The sequence below is a fragment of the Luteolibacter pohnpeiensis genome, assembly GCF_016595435.1.
GTDB classification, from domain to species: domain Bacteria; phylum Verrucomicrobiota; class Verrucomicrobiia; order Verrucomicrobiales; family Akkermansiaceae; genus Luteolibacter; species Luteolibacter pohnpeiensis.
This window is the reverse complement of the sequence record NZ_JAENIJ010000008.1, coordinates 25,766-45,009: the sequence shown is the minus strand read 5'-3', so window position 1 is coordinate 45,009 and position 19,244 is coordinate 25,766. Positions and strand designations below refer to the sequence as shown.

The following is a 19,244-nucleotide window of genomic DNA, read 5'->3' as shown; positions in this document are numbered from 1 at the left end:
AAATCAGGCGTTCGCAAACAGAGATTTTCATTTTCGAGTTCACCCATCTTGCACCAACTCAGGAATAGGTGGAGCGGTCCAATCAAAAAATGATTCGAACACCTTTGGATGGAGGACGAATCAAATCGATTTTGCCATTAGCGAAAATATCGCGAAATTCTAGAGACAAAGATCGTGGAAAATGGAGTTCCCTTTGGAATAGCCGCGATATCACGAATCGTATATTTCTTCAATCTGACATTTGGAAAACAATTCACAATCGAACCCAAGATGATTGATTATTCATCGCGTCATTCTTTCCGGCCAGCAGCTCCCCTTCCATCATGGGATCGGCTAGCGTCGTACTTTATGAATATTCTCGTCAAATTGATGTCCATCGGCGTTTTAGATTCGAATGTTCTACAACGCCTCTATCGCCCGGGCATGAAAGCCCCTGAGTTAAGAAAAGCTCTCGCGGAATATGAGTCCGTCTGGTTCCGTGAAGTCGACACCGTGATTTGTAGGATGTCACTATCACTGGATTCTCAACTTTATGGGTTTCCATTGCAGGCGTTGGACATTTTAGCCTGTAGGGTGAGCGCAGCTTCGGTTTTATTGGGTTCGCTGAGTACTGGAAAACATTCACCATTCGGCCCACCCGTCTGGTCGACAGGTGAGTGCATCCATTGGCTTCTGAGCGATTGGTGGGAAGAGCACGGTCGGTCATCAAGTGTCGATATCTTCCTCAGCAATCCAGGATAAAGCGCATGCTATCGCGCCATGCGAGAATGCGTTGCATTTCCAGCGATAGAAGAAGATCACAAGAGAAGTATTCGCTGGCCTGAGCTAAACTGCAGTTGCCGAAGTCAATCCATACGCCGATACCTGGGTTCTGAGTTTAGCTATGGCTCTTCGCATGAAACCTATCTTCCAACTGCACCTGCTGGTCATGGTGTTTGCGGCAACTGCCATTCTCGGACGGTTGATTTCTCTCCCAGCACCCGCGATTGTTTGTTGTCGAACTTTTCTAGCAGCAGTTGGGGCGGCAATCGTAACGTGTCTGTTCAAACGAAAATCGCTTGCGGCTGGGAAAGATACGATTCGCCTCTTACTGATTGGCGCACTCGTCGGACTCCACTGGCTCTGTTTTTTCGGCGCCGTTAAAGTTGCCAACATTTCGATCTGCCTGGCTGGTGTTGCGACCATTTCACTGTTCACGGCTTTTACCGAACCTTGGCTGGAAAAGCGACCAATCCGCATGTCCGAAGTTCTGTTAGGTGGATTGGTAGCTGCAGGTATAGTGATGATCGCAGGTTTTGAAAGGTCCAGCTCGCATTTGTTAGGTTTGGCAATTGCGTTGCTAGCCGCATTTCTTGCAGCTGTCTTTCCGGTATTGAATCGCAGATTGGTCAATCAAGGTCGGCTTGATACTCAGGTGATGGTCGCCTGGGAAATGACTGGAGCCTTCATCGTGGTGGCGCTCCTGATGCCGATCGTATCAGGAAATATCGCGAGCCCGATCGCCAGTTGGGTGCAGCTATTCCAGTGGCATGGGTACGATTGGATCTGGTTGCTCGCTCTTTCGTGGATCTGCACGGTGTTTGCGCACGGATTTCATATCCACTTGCTGCGCAGTTTATCCGCATACACCAGCAATCTAGCGATCAACTTTGAGCCAGTCTACGGTATCACAGCGGCCTTGATCATTTTCAAAGAGTATCAAGATCTGCATCCAGGGTTCTATTTCGGAACCTTGACCATCATCGGGGCGAACGCCATTCACGCGGGGATTCCGTGGTGGAAAGCCCGCAAGCAACGCAATCTGTTAGATCCTTGAGGCAAAGTACGCTGGAATTCAGGGCCGCTTCAGAGTCCAGCTCATGGCTTCATCCACCTTTTTCAGAAACTCATCCCCTGCTCCACCCATATCGTGCAGTTCTGTGGGGAACTCGATCAGCTGGTGAGGAATATCGCCCAAAGCTGGCAACCAGCTGGTATCATCCAGCGGATCCAGCCCGGCAGCAAATTGAACAATCTTGAGTCCCTTCAACTTGGGAGCCAATGAAGATAGTCGGAAGGTATTTTCCCCCTGGGGCTCGACACCTAACAAATCACTATCATCGATCCCATAGCGACCGGTTCGACCTGGCGCTGCCAGCAACAATCCGACCAAGCCATCCGGCCGCCCGGGAAAAGCTGCTGCCGCCACGGATTGCTCTGCTCCGGTAGACCAACCCAGATACCAAATCGGCACATCACCCGCTCCGGAATGTTTTCTAACAACCTCAACCGCTTGACGAAATCCGGCGGACAATTCCGCCGCATCGTAGGTGCGTGTATCGGCAAACTTCCGGCAATCCCAACCACCGACCGCATAGCCCTGTCCCGACAAATGTTTGGCCACATTTTCCTCCCAGTAGGACCAACCTCCATCGCCTGTGGCGACAATGACGATGCCCTTTGGGTGGCGCCGTCCCAAGTTATAATAAAGCGTTTCGAATTTCCCGTGAGGCAATGTCAGAACCAGTGCCTGCCCGGTTCCAAGAAAGTGATGCGGCAGCACCATGTGTAAAATAAACGCCACTACGGCGGCGAAAATCAAACCACCGATTCCAAATAGCAGCCATCGCTTGCGGCGGCGTTTAGGATTTGAGCTCATGGTGATGCGTTCGAACTTATTTTCCTATTTTGCCTACCCATGACACCACGCCATCCGCCGCCGATCAGCGTGGTGATATCGGTCAAAGCAGCAGGCAAATGCCAGGGACTGGGAACCGCCAAATAATGGGGATCCCACTCCGGATGGAACTTTTCTTTAAAATCCCTCAAACCACGAAAATTGTAAAAGGCTCCTCCACGCAAATAGATCAACGAGCCGAGCTTCTGCCAGAGAGGGGCTAGCGGATGCGCGGCCATACCCGAGAGCGGTGCCATGCCCAAACTGAACCAATGGTATCCCTGCTCTTTGCCCCAAACCAGCAACTCGGTGAAAAGATAATCCATCACACCTCCCGGAGCATCGGAACCGTATCGCATCAGATCAATCGAAAGCTCCTCCTTCGAACCACCGCACCATAGATTTGCAAACGCTAGAATGGTGCCCGATTTCAGGATAACCGCCATCGGTCCCGTTGTTAGATAAGCCTCATCAAAACGACCTAATGAAAAACTTTTCTCGCGTGCCGAATGTTTATCCAGCCATTGATCGGATACCGTGCGCAGCTCGGTCATGTGCGCTTTCGATTGTTCCGGCGTCCACATTTCAAAGCTCATTCCGTCACGAACCGCGCGACTTCTTGCCTGTCTCAACCTACGTGAATCCGGGCTTTCCAGGGAAAATTCGGTTAGAGAAACCCGGGCTTCCTCACCGAGTTTGAACAATCTCATTCCCATATCAATGCATCGCGCGAGCGTCACCGATGATATCTGGTAATAACAAACACGCCGACCTTCATCTTCTGCGGTTTCGTTGAAATTCCACAGGAGATCATCCCACTCATCTTCGTCACCGACCGGATCCCCCATGACGATCCGCGAGCGACCTTGCTCGCCATACATCAAAAAGGCATTACCAGACCGGCTGAAATGAAACATCTTATCGCCTAACAACGCCAGATGCGCCTGGCACTGCGGGGCCTCAGCGACAAGTGCCGCAACTTTGGCACGTTTCTCATCGCTCAACTCCGCCTGTTTTTTACGGACTCTTGGCGGCGTTGGACGCAGCCATTGCGCAAGCAATACGGCAATCAGAACAACCGCGACACCAACCTGCGCCCGCAGGAATCGCGAAGCATCACCATCAAAGGAAAACCGCCACCACAAATCGTTGCGATATTCGACATGACGAGTGCTGAAAAATCCTAGCCAAACGGAAACCGTGGTCAACCCGATCAGTAAGAACCACCACTCGACGGTAAAACGGCGCGACCACATGGCCGCATGGCGATGAAATTGATCCCGATAAGGAATCAGACAAAGGAGCAGAAAGCCGAGCAAGAGCGCCTCTTCATAATCGAACCCTTTCAGGAGCGATAGAATCATTCCCGCGATGGATAGCAACACCGCCGCCCACCATGCGGCATGAACCCGCCGCTGTAGACCGCGAGCCACCACGATCAAGGCAACGCCGGCAATGCTCGAAAGAAAATGCGAGGTTTCGACAAAGGTTAGCGGCAGGGTATCCTTCAACCACATCCGGCGGGCTGCTAGCATCGGCGTATTCGCTGAAAGCATCAGAACAAATCCACCGCCGAGGGCCAACAAAGCACCCAGCCTCGGCCCGAGGCGCATCCAGACACCGCCGAGAATTTCCACACTGCGCGTCACTTTCCGGCGATGTGCCCAGGCTTCCCGTCCGCCCATCCAAGCAGCGGCCAAGGCAAATGGGAGCAGATAAAACAACGCCCGATAACAAAGTAACGCCGCTGCTAGCCAAGCGTGCGGGACCGCCGCGCCAGCCAACCGGGTAATCGAGAGTTCCAACACTCCAACGCCTCCAGGAACGTGGCTCAGGGCGCTTAAAAGTTGCGAAACCAACACCACGCCGAGGAAACCCGCCGTGCCGATATTTCCCAGATCACCAGGCAGCAAAACACGAATCGCCATTCCTGCCATGACCCAGTCAAGCGCTGAAGACAAAATAGCGGCAAACAACAACCCGGTTGGCGGCCAGCGCAGGTTTTCATCGACGTCATGTTTTCCACGCCGCCAGTAGTTCCAAAGCAGCAGGCAACCCACTGCGATGACAAGCAAGACACCGATTCCCCGAGCCAACGCCCCACCCACCATCGGCAAGGCAGCGGGTGAAAGGATCAGCAAAATTCCCGCAACCAGAGCATTCCCAGCCCATCCGGCAAAGACCGCAAATCCAGCCATTCGCGCAACCTCACCAGGCGTGAGACCAAGCCCCGTGTAGAGTCTCATGCGGACGCCACCACCACCTAACAAGGTGCCCCCGGCATTCAAGCTGAACGCGGCAGCGATGTAGGAACACCCCAATGCCTTAACCGTGGAGACTTTTTTGCCAAGCCAACGAAGCGAAAACAGATCGATCGCCGCGTTGCTGAAATAACTAAGAGCGGTGCACCCAAGTGCCAGTCCAACATGCATCCAACCCAAGCGCGCCAGCGCCGCTTTGAAATCCTTGGCGTGAAAATGTGCCCATTCCTTGTGCAGGGCCGCCAATGCAAACGCAAGAATCACCAACCAAGCCGCTATCCCCAAACGCCAAATCCAGACGCGAAGACGCGAAACATGAACAGGTCCTGATACCTCGACCGGCAATTCTTCATGCTCACTCATCTGCTTCCGTCACAAACTCAAAGCGGCATTCGGAGCCGGTTTGTGCCCAAAATTCAACAGATCGCCCGGATTTTGCGATCAAATTTTATCGACATATTTCTTCAGCAAATCCTCTGCCTTCTCCGCAGGAATTGCCGCATGAAAGTCATCATTGACCATACAAACAGGAGCCGTTCCACAGGAAGCAAGGCATTCCGCGAACTCGACTGAAAAACGACCACAAGGTGAAATGGAAATCGGGTGATGGTGAGGATCGCTGGCGGATCGGTCTATCCCTGTTAATTCGCAGATTTTTTCCATCAATTCATGGCTACCTCCCATGGCACAGGATAAGGTTCTGCAAACGCGTATATGATACTTCCCCGGCGCTGATTGTCGGAAACCCGGATAGAATGTAACGACTTCTAACACCTTGATCGGCAATATTTCGAGCTTCGCCGCTACCCAATCGATCGCAGGAGCGGAAATGTAGCCGAATCGATGCTGGACGATGTGGAGTAACGGCAGCACTGCCGAACGCTTGTTCACCGGATAATGCGAAATCCGATCATCGGCTTCTTTTTCCAGCTCAGGAGTCACCTCGAATGCCGGATGAAACTTCGAGCCCGGAGTTTCATGAGATGCTATGTTTTCGTTGAGAGCGGAAGATGACATGAGAAGAAATCAGGATTCGACCATGGATCACGGGTTCTAACATCAACGATCACACTCGCCCATGACAAAATCGAGTGAACCAAGGATCGCCGGAATATCGGATACCATATGACCCGGCAACAGACGAGATACGATGGAAAGATTGCAGAATGACGGGCTGCGGATTTTTAACCGATACGGAACACCGCCGCCCTTGGAATGAATGTAAAATCCGAGCTCTCCTTTCGGGTTTTCCGCACCGAAATAAATTTCTCCCGCCGGCGCGTCGATCCCTTGGGTCGAGATGATGAAATGGTGGATCAGCTCTTCCATCGACATCAACACCCGCTCCTTCTTCGGCAGCGTACTCTTGGCATCGACCAAATTGACGGGCCCGTCCGGCATGGTATCCAGCACCTGACGGCAGATTTTGATCGATTGACGCATTTCCTCCATCCGCACCTGATATCGGGCATAACAATCGCTTTCGTCGGCGATTGGGACATCGAAGTCATAGTTTTCGTAACCCAGGTAGGGCCGATCCTTGCGCAAATCCCGTGGCACTCCAGCAGCCCGGAGATTCGGGCCTGTAAGCCCCCAGCTGACGGCTGATTCTTTGGAAATGACACCAATATCGATCATCCGATCGAGGAAGATCTTGTTCTTATCGAGGAGTTTACCGATTTCGCCGATCGCGATCAGGCACTCATCCAGAAACTTGCGCACGGCTGCTTCGAAACCCGCTGGCATGTCGCGCAACTGACCGCCAACCCGGGTGTAGGAAGTGGTGAAGCGCGCACCGGTGAGTTGTTCGCAAAGATTGTAGATTTTTTCTCGCTCGGTGAAGGTGTAGAGGAAAACCGTCATTGCGCCGACATCCATCGCGCAGACACCCACACCCAGCATGTGGGCGGAAATGCGTGCCAACTCACAGCAGAGCACACGCAAGGCCTGACCGCGGGGCGGCAAGGTCCAGTCCATCAATTTCTCGACCGCGCAGGCGTAGGCCACGTTGTTCGCAAGCGGAGCGAGGTAATCCAGCCGATCCGTGTATGGCACGAATTGGTTGTAGTGCATATTTTCGGCGATTTTCTCATCGCCCCGATGCAAAAAACCCACATCGGGGTCAGCCGAAACTATCACTTCGCCATCAAGCTCCAGCACCAAACGCAACACGCCATGCGTGGCCGGATGCGATGGGCCCATGTTCAGGACCATGCGCTCTCCCATCAAATCATCGGTCTCACCATGGTAATCTTCCATGGCTTTGGCCGCTTTGGCATGGGTATCGGGCGCCTGATAATCCTGTGTGGTGCTCATGCGGGTTTCTACCTCTACAATAAGCGACCAAACCCTGGCGAATCGCAAGGGCTTTGTGAAATTTTTCACAAACTCCCGCGACCATAGCGCTCTCTGAACTGCCGCAGCAGGTCATCGACACGCTTCTGATCGCCAGCCACTTCCGAAGGTTTCGGCGCTGTATCTGGTTGGCTTTGGACCGGTGTTTCCTCAGCAATTGGCGGTTTTTCCTCAAAAATTGGCTGGCTCAAATCCTCCTCCGGCTGGGCAGGTTCTGGCTGATCCGGCACCGCCGTAAATGGTGAAGCATCCGAAGCAATGGCTTCGAAGGGAGAAGGCGCTTTTTCAGGTTCAAATGCAGGTTCGACCTCAGTTACAACCGGCTCTTCGGCGATCTGGAACGGCGAATCTTCAACTGGCGCCTCCCACGAAGACTCCTCTACCTCCGCTACTGCCATGAACGGTGAATCGACAGGTTTCTCTTCAACTGCGGGCTCGGCAGCGATGGTAAATGGCGAACTGAAATCTTCCTCTTCGGCTGGCAATTCAGGCTCGGCAGGTGGTTCCGGCGGAGCGATTTCAGCTTCAGTTGGTGCGCTGTATTCAACTTCGGTGTATTCCACTTCCGGCTCGACCGGCTGGGCTGCAGGAACTGTTGGTTCTGCCACCGGTGCTTCCGAAATTGGTTCTACAGGCTGCGAGGATCTCGCGCGCGCCGCATTGACCCATGCCTCACCTGCGGCGCGGATCAGGCCACGCGCATGTAGATCGCTGGTATCGATGTGCGCCCTGACTTGCTCACCAAGCCCTGGAGCCCGGGAGTTAAGCAAAGCGATGATTTCATCTTCAGAAAGTGGTTTCAGCTCCACCAACACCTCTGACAAGCGGTCCGCCAAGCCTCCGCTGAGTCGGGGAAGAAACGCGCTGTCCCAGATGTCCTGATTCAATGATAAAATGACATCCAAGCGGTCCACGGACTGCCGCAAAGCGCCGATGAACGCGGACAATTTCAGTGCGGCGGTTTCGTCAGCTGAAAACCCTTCAAGTTCATCTGCGACCAAGACAACCCGTTGCTGGGACGCCAGCAATCCAAGAATCGCCTCCAGACGATCCATGGCCACCCCTTCCGTCATTTCTGCTCCCAAAACCGCCTGTGCCAGCGTCTGCATGCGCGATGGGTAGTCCAGCGGTGTCGAAGCAAATCGGAACATCGAATCCAGCCAGAACGTCACATCCCGCACCGGAATGCCGCATTGCTGGGCAAGTTCCATCCCCAATCGAGGCCCCAGAACTTCGAAATTTTCCCGCGCCCACTGGGCGGTCACCGCGTTGGGATGGTGGAAATCAAAGGTCTCGATCGGCCGGTTTTTCAATGCGCCCAGAGCACCATCGCGATCCTGACAGGGAACTTCGCCAGAGCGCACCAGCGGCTGCAGTGAAAAGGCAAAGAGCTTCCGTACCAACAAATCCATCGCAGTCAATCCACCGGATGCCGGCAAAGTCCGGGTCAGGCGGCGTATGGCATCTTCGATCACAGTTGAAGCTGTGATCCGCGTCCCGGACGAGGGTTGCAGTGAGATAAACTCGTGGGAGCCGACCAACTGATGTTGCAGTCGTGAAAGCAAATGCGTCTTTCCATGACCAGCCCGTGGCGCGCGCAGCAAGACACAGCGGCCGACGCTTTCAGTCGGGACCTTTAAAACATCCAGCAACGTCTCATAAGCCTCGCGATTGACGTTTTCCGCATGATCGACCGGCAAACGGCCGAATGATTCGAAGAGAATTTGAAAGGGATGCGCGCTAACCATGGGGGATCGTTGAATGACGGTGCAAGAAGCGTGCTCCTCATTTGGCAATATCACAAGCCTGCAGGTGGCGAAAATCGACGAACGAAAAACCCTCGCATCCCTCAAACAGATGCGCCACCTTGGCCCCATGCCCACCTCCCTTGTCATGACCGTGCTCGGCGCAGATCGCCCGGGCCTCGTTAAACTCCTTTCCGATGCGATCGCCGCCAACGGCGGAAACTGGCTGGACAGCCGCATGGCCCGCCTTGCCGGTCAATTCGCAGGCATTGTCCGCGTCGAGTGCCCAAGCTCTTCGACCAAAGATCTGATCGAAGCGCTGCAAGGCCTCGCCACGCTCGGCCTCATCGTCCAAGCCGTTCCGCAAGACGGCCCGGAATCACCGGAAAAACGCGAAACCGTGACCATCGATGTGGTGGCTCACGACCGTCCCGGCATCGTCCGCGAACTGGCAGCTGCCATCTCCAATGGCGGCGGTAACGTTGAGGAATTCACCACCGGACTGGAAAGTGCCGCGATGGCCGGCCACCCGATGTTCCGCGCGCGTGGCGTGGTTTCCATCCCCGCAGGAAGCGATCCAGCCATTCTCACCAGCTCAATCGAGAAACTGGGCGGCGACCTTTCCGTCGAGATTCTCTGATCCCGCCGGGATTTTTTTGCAGATCGAAGCCGTGACTGAAGCGGCTTCGATCATTCCCCCACCCTTGTTCCAAAGCTTCGACCGCGATGCCGTTCCAACTTGTCAGCGATTACCAACCTCAGGGCGACCAAGGTCAGGCGATTGCCAAGCTGTCGAAATCTCTGGCTGCTGGAAACAAGCATCAGACCTTGCTCGGCGTCACGGGTTCGGGGAAGACGTTCACGATGGCGAACCTGATCCAGAATCATGGCAAGCCAACGCTGATCATGAGTCACAACAAGACTCTTGCGGCGCAGCTTTACTCCGAGTTCAAAAACTTTTTCCCGCACAACGCGGTCGAATACTTCGTCTCTTACTTCGATTACTACCAGCCGGAAGCCTATATCCCGCGAAGCGATACTTACATTGAAAAGGACTCGTCCATTAATGATGAGATCGAGCGTCTGCGCCTGTCCACCATGGGCTCGCTGCTGACCCGCCCCGACACCATCGTCGTCGCCTCGGTGTCGTGCATTTACGGTTTGGGATCGCCGGAAGATTACGAGAACATGATGCTGCCGGTCTGGGTCGGGCAAAATCTGAGCCGCGAGGAATTTCTGACCTCACTGGTCGGCATGTTGTTCGAAAGAAACGACATCGCCTTCGGCCGCGGTAAATTCCGGGTTCGTGGCGACGTTGTGGAAATCCACCCTGCCTACCTCGACGAAACCGCGATCCGCGTGGAATTTTTCGATGACGAAGTCGAGCGCATCAGCAGCATCCACACCCTCACCGGCAACACCATTGACCGGTTGGAAAATCACACCTTTTTCCCCGCCAAGCAGTTCGTCACTCCCGGCGACAAGATGAAACGCGCAACAGTCGCCATCCGGCAGGAGTTGGAGGAGTCGATCAAGAACTTTGAAAAAGAAGGCAAACTGGTCGAAGCCCAGCGGCTGCGGATGCGCACGGAATACGACCTCGAAATGATGGCGGAAATGGGATTCTGCCAAGGCATCGAAAACTATTCACGCCATCTAACAGGCCGCGAACCGGGGGCAAGGCCACACACCTTGTTAGATTTCTTCCCGCGCGATTTCCTGCTTCTGGTGGATGAAAGCCACGCCACCATCCCGCAGATCGGCGGCATGTTCGAAGGCGACAAGAGCCGCAAGACCGTGCTTGTCGATCACGGCTTCCGACTGCCAAGCGCACTGGATAACCGGCCGCTGCGATTTGATGAATTCATCCAGATGACCAACCAGCGGGTGTATGTTTCGGCAACACCCGGGCCATTTGAAATCGTCAATTCACGACCGGAAAACCGAACTTACATCCCCGTCAAATCGCGCAAGGATTCCGGCGGTTTCACGCCGTTCGATCTGAAAAAACTGCGAGTGAAACCCAGTGGCAATGATGAGCCGGTAGGCGATTTCGATCCGGAAAAGCGCGGTACGCCACTCGTCGTAGAACAAATCATCCGCCCCACGGGATTGCTCGATCCGGTGTTGGTTCTGCGTCCGCTTGAACGGCAAATCGACGAAACCATCGAGCTCTGCAGACAGCGGGTGGAACGCCACGAACGCGTTCTCATCACAACTCTAACCAAAAAAACGGCGGAGGATCTTTCGGAATACCTGCAAGGCACCGGCCTCAAGGTGCGATACCTGCATTCAGATATCGACGCCGTGGAACGGGTCGAAATCCTGCGCCAACTGCGGGCTGCCGCATTCGATATTCTGATCGGCATCAACCTGCTGCGGGAAGGCCTCGATTTGCCGGAAGTTTCACTGGTTTGCATCCTGGATGCGGACAAGGAAGGTTTCCTGCGCAACGAGACCTCATTGATCCAGACCGCAGGGCGCGCCGCACGCCACGTCGGCGGCGAATGCGTGCTTTTTTGCGATAATGTCACTGACTCGATTCAGGCGCTGATCAACGTCACTGAATACCGCCGCTCCAGGCAGCAGGCACATAACGAGGAGCACGGGATCACTCCTCAAAGCGTGAAACGCGCGCTGCAGCAATCGCTGCAAACCCACGAACGCGAAAAAGCGGGAGCTGATCGATTGAATGCTTCGATGGTTGCGGATGATGAAGCGACCTACGATAAGCTCCGTGTCATTTCAGAGCTTGAGGAAGAAATGCGGGAAGCGTCCTCGCGCTTGGAATTTGAGCGCGCCGCTCATTTGCGCGACCAGATCGCCGCACTCAAGAACGACAAATCCACCACGCACACCACCCAGCCGGTCAAATACGGCAAAGGGAAAGGCCAAGGCAAGCCAAAGGGGCGACGCGGCGCCCGCTAGCAAACCGAAGGAATTTTTCCGGCCCGCAGAGAACCATTCCTCTGCGGGCGGTAAGTGATTAGAATCCGTAGTTCAGGTAGAAGTTGAACTGACCACCCTTGTCCGCCTCGTCATCCGGTGATGAGACTGGAACTGCGTAGTCCAGAGCAAGTGGCACCTGACTGATCGCAGGGAGCGTCAGGCGAATACCGATACCGACGTCGCTGTAAAGATCATCCGGAGCGGGATCCCATGCGCCTGAGTTGACGAAACCGGTGTCATAGAACACGGCCGCACGGACGGTTTCGATGATTGGCACGGTGTATTCGAACGAAACATAACCCAGCGATTTACCGCCGATTGCTTCATCGGTTCCACCCGGGTTGTCACGTGGTCCCACATCGCGGAATTCGAAACCGCGAAGCGTGCGTCCACCGCCGAGGAACAAGCGATCGAACACAGGAACCCGGTCACCCTTGACGCTATCGACGAAGGCAAGCTCACCGTTGATCGAGAAGATCGAATCCCATTTCAGGTTCCAATATTTCTGGCCACGCAGGGAAAGGGTGAAGGTATCGACATCACCGCCGAATGGGCCGCCGGCGAGCGATGCACTTGCATCGAAACGATGACCAACCCGTGGCAGCAAGGTGCTGTCGCGATTGTCATAAATGTAGTCGAGGCTGACCGCACTACGCACGTATTTCCCATCGTCATCGTGGAAGACGGAAGCAACAGGAACATCGCTATCCACATCGATATCGATGTTTTCCAAACGATACTCGAGCTTGACCGAGCTCTTTTCTGTCAGTGGCTTGCGAAGTGAGATCGCCGCACCAACGTTGGTTTGTTGATACTCGTCGCTGAAGTAATCCGATTGGCGATAGAACAATTCACCACCAAGGGCGAGTTTCTTGTCCATGAACCATGGTTCGGTGAGCGAGATGCTGAAATCGGTGCGCTCGCTACCCAGGCGAAGATTCATGGCGAAACGTTGTCCACCACCGGTGAAATTCCATGGGTTGAATAGATCGAAGTTCGCTTGTTCGAGGTTCAGGAATCCGACCACGCTATCGATCGAGCTGAAGCCGACACCGACACCGACGGTACCGGTCGACTTTTCTTCGACCAGGACGTTCACATCGCGATAGCCCGATCCGCCAGGTGAGCCGGTCGCTTGGACTTCGCTGAAGTATTGGAGGTTTGTCAGGCGGTTCTTGGTGGTTTCCAATTCAACCGAGTTGAACCAATCGCCCGGCTCCAAAGGAATTTCCCGGCGGATGACCTTATCCTTGGTCTTGGTGTTGCCTTCGATGTGCACCTGGCCGACGCGGAAACGGGAGCCTTCAGTGACAAAATATTTGATGTTTACCTGATTGGGACCTGCATCGGTGATTTCAGGTCTGACCTGAGCATCCGCATAACCACGAGAACCGTAGTAGCTGCGGATCATGGTGACATCGGCCCGCATTTTCTTGGAAGAATAGGCATCGTTGCCATTCAACGTAAGCGCTGGATAAAGCTCATCCGGCTTGAAGACAGTCATCTTGCCGAAACTGACGCCTTTGACGGTGTATTTCTCACCTTCATTGATCGGGATGATCAGATCTACGCGACCGTCACCCACTGGCTCACGGCGAATGCCCGGGCTGCTCGCGCGGAGGTAGCCTTTGCTGCGATAGTAATCCAACACCGCCTCGACATCGTCGCCGAGTTTGGAAGATTCGAAACGGCCGGATTTGGTGAGCCAGGAGAACCAACCCTTTTCCTTCACCTTCATTTCCTTCTTCAGCTCCGGCGTGGTGAATGCCTTGTTGCCTTCGAAACGGATGTGGCGGATTTCGTTCTTCAATCCTTCATCAATCACAAAGATCAGATCGGAAGAGCCAGGCTCGCTGCTTGGCTGGAAGCGGTGTGTTACCGTGACGTCCGGGTATCCGTAGCCTTGGTAGTATTTCTCGATATTGCGGCGGGCTTCGAGAATTTCCGCATCGCTCAGCGGACCACCGGCCTTCAGCTTTGATTCCTTCGCGAGGGTTTGATCCTTGAAAGAAGAGCTATTACCCAAAAATCCAACCGCATGCAATGAAGGTTGAGTGGTTACTTCTGCAATTAGCTTCACTTGATCCCCAACAGGCTCAGCCAGCCAGCGGATGTCGGTCACCAAACCCGAATTGTACAGGGCCTTGATGTCGTCATCCAGCTTCTCGGTGCGATAAGGCGTGCCTGCTTTGCTGGAAATGAAGTTGCGCAGACGCGACTCGTCCACGGTCTTGACCCCGCGGTAGCGAATGGCGACTTCGGAAATGGTTTTCCCTTCGAAATCCTGCGCATGGACGGTTCCTGCGAGAGCCAGCACCGAAATCGAGGTAAGAGCAGCGAATTGGCCAAGACCGCTGGCCACGAGTGGAGGAGGAGATAATGGGAGTCGCATGCGGGTATTCAAGATGCGCTATAAAGCGCGGTGATTCGGGGACTCGTCAAGGTCAATAGCGAACGCCGTTTCGACAGGTTCGAGTGAATTCTTGCTCATCTCCCGGTCCTTCAGTAAACCGGCGGCGTGTTAACGATTCACAAGCTCACCAAGACCCTCGGCGGCCGCACCCTGCTCCGCGAGGCAGAAATGTCCATCAACTGGGGCGAACGGGTGGCCCTCGTCGGCCCTAACGGTGCCGGTAAATCGACCCTTTTCCGCATGATTCTCGATGAGGACCAGCCTGATGAAGGCACCATCGAGCGCGATGAATACGCAATCACCGGCTACCTCCCGCAGGAAGCTGGCGAGCCATCGGACGAGACGATCCTGGAAATTGCGATGGGCATCACCCCGGAAATGATCGGTCTGCTGCGCACGATCCGCGAAGGTGAGAAATCCGGTGACCTTTCTTCGCCGGAATTTGGCAAGGCACAGGATCAATTCACCGCTCTGAATGGGTATCAATTGGAGCCGAAAGCGAAAAAAATCCTCAACGGATTGGGCTTCAAGCAGGAAGATTTCAACAAGCCCGCCAGCCAATACTCCGGTGGCTGGGTCATGCGTGCCCACCTTGCCCGACTTTTGGTCATGGAGCCGGACCTGCTGATGCTCGACGAGCCGACCAACCACCTAGACCTGCTTTCCCTGCTTTGGCTGCAACGTTACTTGCTCAACTATTCGGGAGCCATCCTGATGATTTCCCACGATCGCGACTTCATGGATGCCATGATCGAGACCGTCATTGAGATTGATCCCGACGCAGCGGCCCTGATTTCCTACACCGGCAATTACTCCTCTTACCTCGATCAACGCGAGAAGCGCTACGAACTGCAAGTCCAGGCGTATCGCAACCAAAACAAAGAAATCGAAGGCCACATGGAGTTCATCGAGCGCTTCCGCCAGGTCGGCTCGAAGGCTGCGCAAGTCCAATCCCGGATCAAATTGGTCGAAAAGATCGAGCGAATCGAAAAGCCACGCGCTCCGCGCAAGCCCTTCAAGTTCTCATTCCCCCAGCCTCCTCGATCGAACCAAAAGGTCATCGAGATGGAAAAAGTCGGCCAGTCCTACGGCACCAAACGCATTTACAAAGACCTCGATCTCACGATTGAACGCGGCGACAAAATCGTCCTGGTCGGCCCGAACGGTGCGGGTAAAACCACTCTGCTCAAACTGCTCGCCGGTGAACTGGAAATCGATGCTGGCAAGCGCGAACCCGGCTACCTGACAAAGATCGGTTACTACTCCCAGCATCGAGCCGAGGCTTTGAACGAGTTCAACACCGTGCTCGATGAAGTCATGGGAGCCTGCCCGACCTTGCGCGAGGAGGACGCCCGAGCAATTCTCGGGACCTTCTTGTTCCGCCGCGCCGATGTTGAAAAACGCTGCGGCGTCCTTTCCGGAGGCGAAAAATCTCGTCTGAACCTGGTGAAATTCCTGGTCGATCCGCCAAACTTGCTGCTGATGGACGAGCCAACGACTCACTTGGACATTCTTTCCATCGATTCGTTGGTGAACGCGCTGAAAACCTACGAAGGCACGCTGGTTTTCATCTCCCACGATGTGCACTTCATCCGCAACCTGGCTGAAACCACCTTGCACGTCACCCGCAACGACAAAGACCCTGAAAATGGCGCCATCGTCACCCGCTACACCGGCGGATACGACTATTTCCTCGAGAAATCCGGCCTTTCGGATGATCGCGGAGCAGTCACAGCATAAGCAGCTGTTGTCTGACCTGAAACTCATCAACCCGCCCGGCATCACGAGCCGTGCGGGTTTTCTTTTTCTTAGATGTGTTCATCTGAAATATTTACATGATTTATCTTGTGTTTGATTTTTTGTTCTGTTTCCTTTGCATTTGAAGATGGTCTCTCGATTGGGAGTCCGTCTTTCAACACAAATCGAAATCCCCCAAAACATGAAAATCAAAGCAACCATGGTGGCAGCACTTCTCCTGCTGGCACCAGCTCTTCATGCGTTCACGCTCGATTTTGCATCGAGTGTGGGTGCAACGCTACCGTCCGATCTGGTCATCAACGTTCCTGGATACGGTGATGTCAGTTTCAGCGCGAACTATGCGTCTTCCCTTGAAGTCGGCACCGACTTCTACGGTGGAGCCACGCTTCAATTCGACAACAACGAGGTCGTTCTGGTGACCTTCCTCGGTGGTGTGCCTACAGACGTTGACTTCAGCACAGTGGCCGTATCGGCGATCTCCGGCGAACAGTTTGTGGTGATTCCTATTTCTTCATCTCAATACGCCGTGGCACTCCAAGGGTCCACCGATGGTGCTGGAATTGGAGCCGTAACCTTCAACGCTGCCGCTGTGCCTGAGCCAAGCTCAGCTGTCCTCGGTTTGTTAGGAGCCGCAGGATTGTTCGTGCGCCGTCGGCGCTGAACCTGGTTTTGGTTAGACTAGTTGGACAAATAGGCGCCGTGTTTTGAGGCAACGGCGCCTATTTGCATCCGCAGGTTACTTTGAAAAAATCGAACTGCGCGGAATAAGCTAATTTACGGCAACTCAGGCGTTCTTTCCTGGGGTCGAGGAAACAAGCTCGTCAGTTTCGCGGAACACCGGTTTTTCATCAACCTCTCTGACTTTCTCCTCGCGGATGATTCCCACTCCGGGAGCGAACCAGTAGGTTCGCCTCAACCCAACATTTCCGTCTTTACCGAACATCTGCAAACGGACCGTTTTGAAAGTCCCGGCTGGCACGGTTAAATCCTCACGCCCAATCACGCGGATGACGCGCCAGACGTCTTTGTCCTGATTGAAGACTGCAAATGGTAAAGTATCTCCTGCGTCCAACCCGGCGCGGAAAAAAGTCATGGGTTGCTGCAGCCAGACGAAGTTTGACTGAGCGCCGTCAGCCTCAACATCCACCTGCCCACGCAACTGAATCTCGTTGGGCTGGATATCGACGTATTCCCGCTGGGTCTTCGCTCCTTTCGCTTGGACCTCGAAACAATCGGTCATCGGATGACCTTCGCCTGGATTCACTTTTCCCAGGTAAGTTCTGGTTCTAACAAAACTCCCTTTCAGAGATTTTTCGATCCGGGTGTCATAAGGATTCTCGACCGTGACCTGATAACTCCAGGTATGCCCCGGGAGAATTTCCAAAACCGGTGAGTCAGCTTGGGCCAGTTCACTTAGCGGCAGCTCGGCTGCAGGCTTTTCCTCTTGTTTTGCCGCAGGAGCCGACTTTTCACAGGAAACCGAAGCACCAGCCGTTAACAAACAAGCGGCAACCAAAATTCGACTATGGATTGGACGAGATATCATCGGGATGAACGGGTTTTATGTTTTTGGGAATAGGTATAGACGATCGCTGCGTGAGGCGCACCAAACCGGGGCTTCCACGAGATCGATGGAAATTTCTTGGGCGTCATCAGTTTGAACCGACGCCAGCTGCGGAATAAGCCGAGGACGAGGAAAAGGATTACCAACACTCCGATAACGCCAAAGATCATCAGTTCTCTCCAATCCCGGAAAAGCTGGAGCAAACCCACGATCACAGGGTTCCGGTAACGGATTGGAGCTTGGGGTTGCATCGTAATGACCGTTGGCGCAGTGCCTCTCGCCGCCTGGCCTCCGAAAAACCGCAAATCATCCCCCAGTGACTCAACAGCTCGCAAAATTGATTCATCCGTGGAGATTTCCATCCGGGCACGATTGATCGCGTTTTGTGTAATCTGAGCGAGAGTCGGATCCGGAATTTCACTCCGGATCATTCCTCCGACTTCGATCCAAGGTCCTCCGCCCATTCCCGGGACAAACAACACCAGCGCGTGGCCACCATGATACCCCCACTGGTCTGCAAAATTTTTCGCCAATCTTTGTGGTTCAGTGCCTCGAACATCACTGACCACAGCCACCAGCATATCGATGCCTGCATTCTGATGAATGGATGCCAAATTCCGACTGATCTCATCACGCTTCGCTTCTGAAATTTGATGATCGGGATCGTAGATCCGGTTCTCGGGTCGAGGCCCAATTTCCGGCGCAGCATGCGCGAGCATTCCCCAACAGCCGAGAAGGGCGACGATCATCCATTTCCAGCGATTCATGACAGGAACGATGGTCGTTTTGACTTCCGCTGAACGATTCGGTTGGCGCTCGTCCATGCCTTCCCCATAAGCAACGCTCCACGTGCAATGAAATCACGAACGCCAGGGCCGTAGTTTCGCCTGCGGACATCGCGATTGAGCTCCGCCAGCAGTTTACCCCATCGATCTGCAGCCAACCAAATCTCTGCGGCGTATCCCGGAGCAAGGGCCACGCTCCCGTCCCGCAGAATCACCAGCAGGATCGTCCATGGCCGATTTTCCATTCGTTCGTCACTCCCCAAGCCACTGACATTCAGCAGCCAGAATGCAAACAAGCTCGGGCTTTCATGTTCATTCAAGTTTGCAGTCGCAACTCGCCAATGAAACTGAGGAAAGGCTCGCTGGAAGCGTTTGATCTCCTTTTCAATGAGCTTCACATCGGCGGCCGAAAACAGATTCGCTGTATCTGTCACCTGCTCTAACAAGGGAGGCAGATAAGGAAATAGGCTCATGGTATCCTGGCCTGAAAAGCCACAAGCCGGGCAACAGCCAGTCTCATGGTCTCGATCACGATCCTTGAGGCGGTAGCCGCACGACGGACAAAACACAGCGCCTGCCGCCATCGATCTTGCTCGGTATTTCTTTTCTTTCTTGGGGGGAGGAACGCTCATTTCAGTTCAGAGATCAGCACTTCGATTTATAAACACTGTTGTATTTTTTGTTCTCGGTGGCAATTCTGAATTTGTAGAGAATTCTTCAGTTGCACATCACATCGACGTGCAAATCCAACGTTCGCC

15 protein-coding genes are annotated in these 19,244 nt (G+C 54.1%); 6 read left to right on the top strand and 9 right to left on the bottom strand.

The genetic code is table 11. From position 1 onward, the window contains the following. Nucleotides 1-348: 348 nt before the first annotated feature. Both JIN85_RS06825 and JIN85_RS06820 read left to right on the top strand, forming a co-directional pair. Nucleotides 349-741: a hypothetical protein gene (locus JIN85_RS06825; RefSeq protein ID WP_200268959.1), complete on the top strand. Its 393-nt coding sequence runs from the start codon at nucleotides 349-351 to the stop codon at nucleotides 739-741. 154 nt (nucleotides 742-895) lie between these two features. Further along, nucleotides 896-1,816 (top strand): DMT family transporter, encoded by a 921-nt coding sequence (locus tag JIN85_RS06820; RefSeq protein ID WP_200268957.1) that lies wholly within the window; start codon nucleotides 896-898, stop codon nucleotides 1,814-1,816. 18 nt (nucleotides 1,817-1,834) lie between these two features. Here the strand turns inward: JIN85_RS06820 and JIN85_RS06815 are convergent, their stop codons facing one another. From JIN85_RS06815 to JIN85_RS06795, 5 genes are all read right to left on the bottom strand, one after another. Then, the gene (locus JIN85_RS06815) at nucleotides 1,835-2,638 is read right to left on the bottom strand and encodes an AcvB/VirJ family lysyl-phosphatidylglycerol hydrolase (RefSeq protein WP_200268955.1); all 804 of its coding nucleotides are present in this window, start codon (nucleotides 2,636-2,638) and stop codon (nucleotides 1,835-1,837) included. Further along, nucleotides 2,635-5,280 (bottom strand): bifunctional lysylphosphatidylglycerol flippase/synthetase MprF, encoded by a 2,646-nt coding sequence (gene mprF / locus JIN85_RS06810; protein ID WP_200268953.1) that lies wholly within the window; start codon nucleotides 5,278-5,280, stop codon nucleotides 2,635-2,637. The genes JIN85_RS06815 and mprF overlap by 4 nt, the downstream gene beginning before the upstream one ends. 78 nt (nucleotides 5,281-5,358) lie before the next feature. After that, on the bottom strand, nucleotides 5,359-5,934 hold the full coding sequence (locus JIN85_RS06805) for an NADH-quinone oxidoreductase subunit NuoE family protein (RefSeq protein ID WP_200268951.1): 576 nt from the start codon (nucleotides 5,932-5,934) through the stop codon (nucleotides 5,359-5,361). Between the two features lie 42 nt (nucleotides 5,935-5,976). Beyond that, nucleotides 5,977-7,233: an NADH dehydrogenase (quinone) subunit D gene (gene nuoD, locus JIN85_RS06800; RefSeq protein ID WP_200268949.1), complete on the bottom strand. Its 1,257-nt coding sequence runs from the start codon at nucleotides 7,231-7,233 to the stop codon at nucleotides 5,977-5,979. A gap of 65 nt (nucleotides 7,234-7,298) precedes the next feature. After that, nucleotides 7,299-9,020 carry a hypothetical protein gene (locus JIN85_RS06795; protein ID WP_200268948.1) on the bottom strand — a complete coding sequence of 574 codons (1,722 nt, stop codon included), beginning with the start codon at nucleotides 9,018-9,020 and terminating at the stop codon, nucleotides 7,299-7,301. Nucleotides 9,021-9,147: 127 nt separating this feature from the next. Between JIN85_RS06795 and JIN85_RS06790 the strand changes: the two genes are divergently transcribed. Continuing rightward, the gene (locus JIN85_RS06790; protein WP_200268946.1) at nucleotides 9,148-9,657 is read left to right on the top strand and encodes a glycine cleavage system transcriptional repressor; all 510 of its coding nucleotides are present in this window, start codon (nucleotides 9,148-9,150) and stop codon (nucleotides 9,655-9,657) included. A gap of 86 nt (nucleotides 9,658-9,743) precedes the next feature. Next, on the top strand, nucleotides 9,744-11,945 hold the full coding sequence (locus JIN85_RS06785; RefSeq protein ID WP_200268944.1) for an excinuclease ABC subunit UvrB: 2,202 nt from the start codon (nucleotides 9,744-9,746) through the stop codon (nucleotides 11,943-11,945). Nucleotides 11,946-12,003: 58 nt separating this feature from the next. On the opposite strand, the gene bamA is transcribed toward JIN85_RS06785, so the two are convergent. Next, nucleotides 12,004-14,358, bottom strand: coding sequence for an outer membrane protein assembly factor BamA (gene bamA, locus JIN85_RS06780; protein WP_200268942.1), 2,355 nt, complete (start codon nucleotides 14,356-14,358; stop codon nucleotides 12,004-12,006). 126 nt (nucleotides 14,359-14,484) lie between these two features. Here bamA and abc-f point away from each other — a divergent pair, with 126 nt between their 5' ends. Both abc-f and JIN85_RS06770 read left to right on the top strand, forming a co-directional pair. Further along, on the top strand, nucleotides 14,485-16,119 hold the full coding sequence (abc-f, locus tag JIN85_RS06775; protein ID WP_200268941.1) for a ribosomal protection-like ABC-F family protein: 1,635 nt from the start codon (nucleotides 14,485-14,487) through the stop codon (nucleotides 16,117-16,119). 199 nt (nucleotides 16,120-16,318) lie between these two features. After that, nucleotides 16,319-16,798 carry a PEP-CTERM sorting domain-containing protein gene (locus JIN85_RS06770; protein ID WP_200268939.1) on the top strand — a complete coding sequence of 160 codons (480 nt, stop codon included), beginning with the start codon at nucleotides 16,319-16,321 and terminating at the stop codon, nucleotides 16,796-16,798. A 123-nt stretch (nucleotides 16,799-16,921) separates the two neighbouring features. Here JIN85_RS06770 and JIN85_RS06765 read toward each other — a convergent pair whose 3' ends face one another. Genes JIN85_RS06765 through JIN85_RS06755 form a run of 3 tightly spaced genes read right to left on the bottom strand, consistent with a single transcriptional unit; the run spans nucleotide 16,922 to nucleotide 18,959 of the window. After that, nucleotides 16,922-17,683 (bottom strand): DUF3108 domain-containing protein, encoded by a 762-nt coding sequence (locus JIN85_RS06765; RefSeq protein WP_200268937.1) that lies wholly within the window; start codon nucleotides 17,681-17,683, stop codon nucleotides 16,922-16,924. Next, nucleotides 17,680-18,468: a TPM domain-containing protein gene (locus JIN85_RS06760; protein ID WP_200268935.1), complete on the bottom strand. Its 789-nt coding sequence runs from the start codon at nucleotides 18,466-18,468 to the stop codon at nucleotides 17,680-17,682. Before JIN85_RS06760 ends, JIN85_RS06765 begins: the two co-directional genes overlap by 4 nt. After that, the gene (locus JIN85_RS06755; protein ID WP_200268933.1) at nucleotides 18,465-18,959 is read right to left on the bottom strand and encodes a TPM domain-containing protein; all 495 of its coding nucleotides are present in this window, start codon (nucleotides 18,957-18,959) and stop codon (nucleotides 18,465-18,467) included. The genes JIN85_RS06760 and JIN85_RS06755 overlap by 4 nt, the downstream gene beginning before the upstream one ends. Nucleotides 18,960-19,244: the final 285 nt, after the last annotated feature.

Bases quoted from the DNA above. Each gene is read 5' to 3' on its own strand.
- JIN85_RS06785 (WP_200268944.1), top strand. From the start codon at position 9,744: ATGCCGTTCCAACTTGTCAGCGATTACCAACCTCAGGGCGACCAAGGT.
- mprF (WP_200268953.1), bottom strand. From the start codon at position 5,280: ATGAGTGAGCATGAAGAATTGCCGGTCGAGGTATCAGGACCTGTTCAT.
- bamA (WP_200268942.1), bottom strand. From the start codon at position 14,358: ATGCGACTCCCATTATCTCCTCCTCCACTCGTGGCCAGCGGTCTTGGC.
- JIN85_RS06795 (WP_200268948.1), bottom strand. From the start codon at position 9,020: ATGGTTAGCGCGCATCCCTTTCAAATTCTCTTCGAATCATTCGGCCGT.
- JIN85_RS06755 (WP_200268933.1), bottom strand. From the start codon at position 18,959: ATGAGCCTATTTCCTTATCTGCCTCCCTTGTTAGAGCAGGTGACAGAT.
- JIN85_RS06790 (WP_200268946.1), top strand. From the start codon at position 9,148: ATGCCCACCTCCCTTGTCATGACCGTGCTCGGCGCAGATCGCCCGGGC.
- JIN85_RS06805 (WP_200268951.1), bottom strand. From the start codon at position 5,934: ATGTCATCTTCCGCTCTCAACGAAAACATAGCATCTCATGAAACTCCG.
- JIN85_RS06820 (WP_200268957.1), top strand. From the start codon at position 896: ATGAAACCTATCTTCCAACTGCACCTGCTGGTCATGGTGTTTGCGGCA.
- nuoD (WP_200268949.1), bottom strand. From the start codon at position 7,233: ATGAGCACCACACAGGATTATCAGGCGCCCGATACCCATGCCAAAGCG.
- JIN85_RS06765 (WP_200268937.1), bottom strand. From the start codon at position 17,683: ATGATATCTCGTCCAATCCATAGTCGAATTTTGGTTGCCGCTTGTTTG.
- JIN85_RS06815 (WP_200268955.1), bottom strand. From the start codon at position 2,638: ATGAGCTCAAATCCTAAACGCCGCCGCAAGCGATGGCTGCTATTTGGA.
- JIN85_RS06770 (WP_200268939.1), top strand. From the start codon at position 16,319: ATGAAAATCAAAGCAACCATGGTGGCAGCACTTCTCCTGCTGGCACCA.
- JIN85_RS06760 (WP_200268935.1), bottom strand. From the start codon at position 18,468: ATGAATCGCTGGAAATGGATGATCGTCGCCCTTCTCGGCTGTTGGGGA.
- JIN85_RS06825 (WP_200268959.1), top strand. From the start codon at position 349: ATGAATATTCTCGTCAAATTGATGTCCATCGGCGTTTTAGATTCGAAT.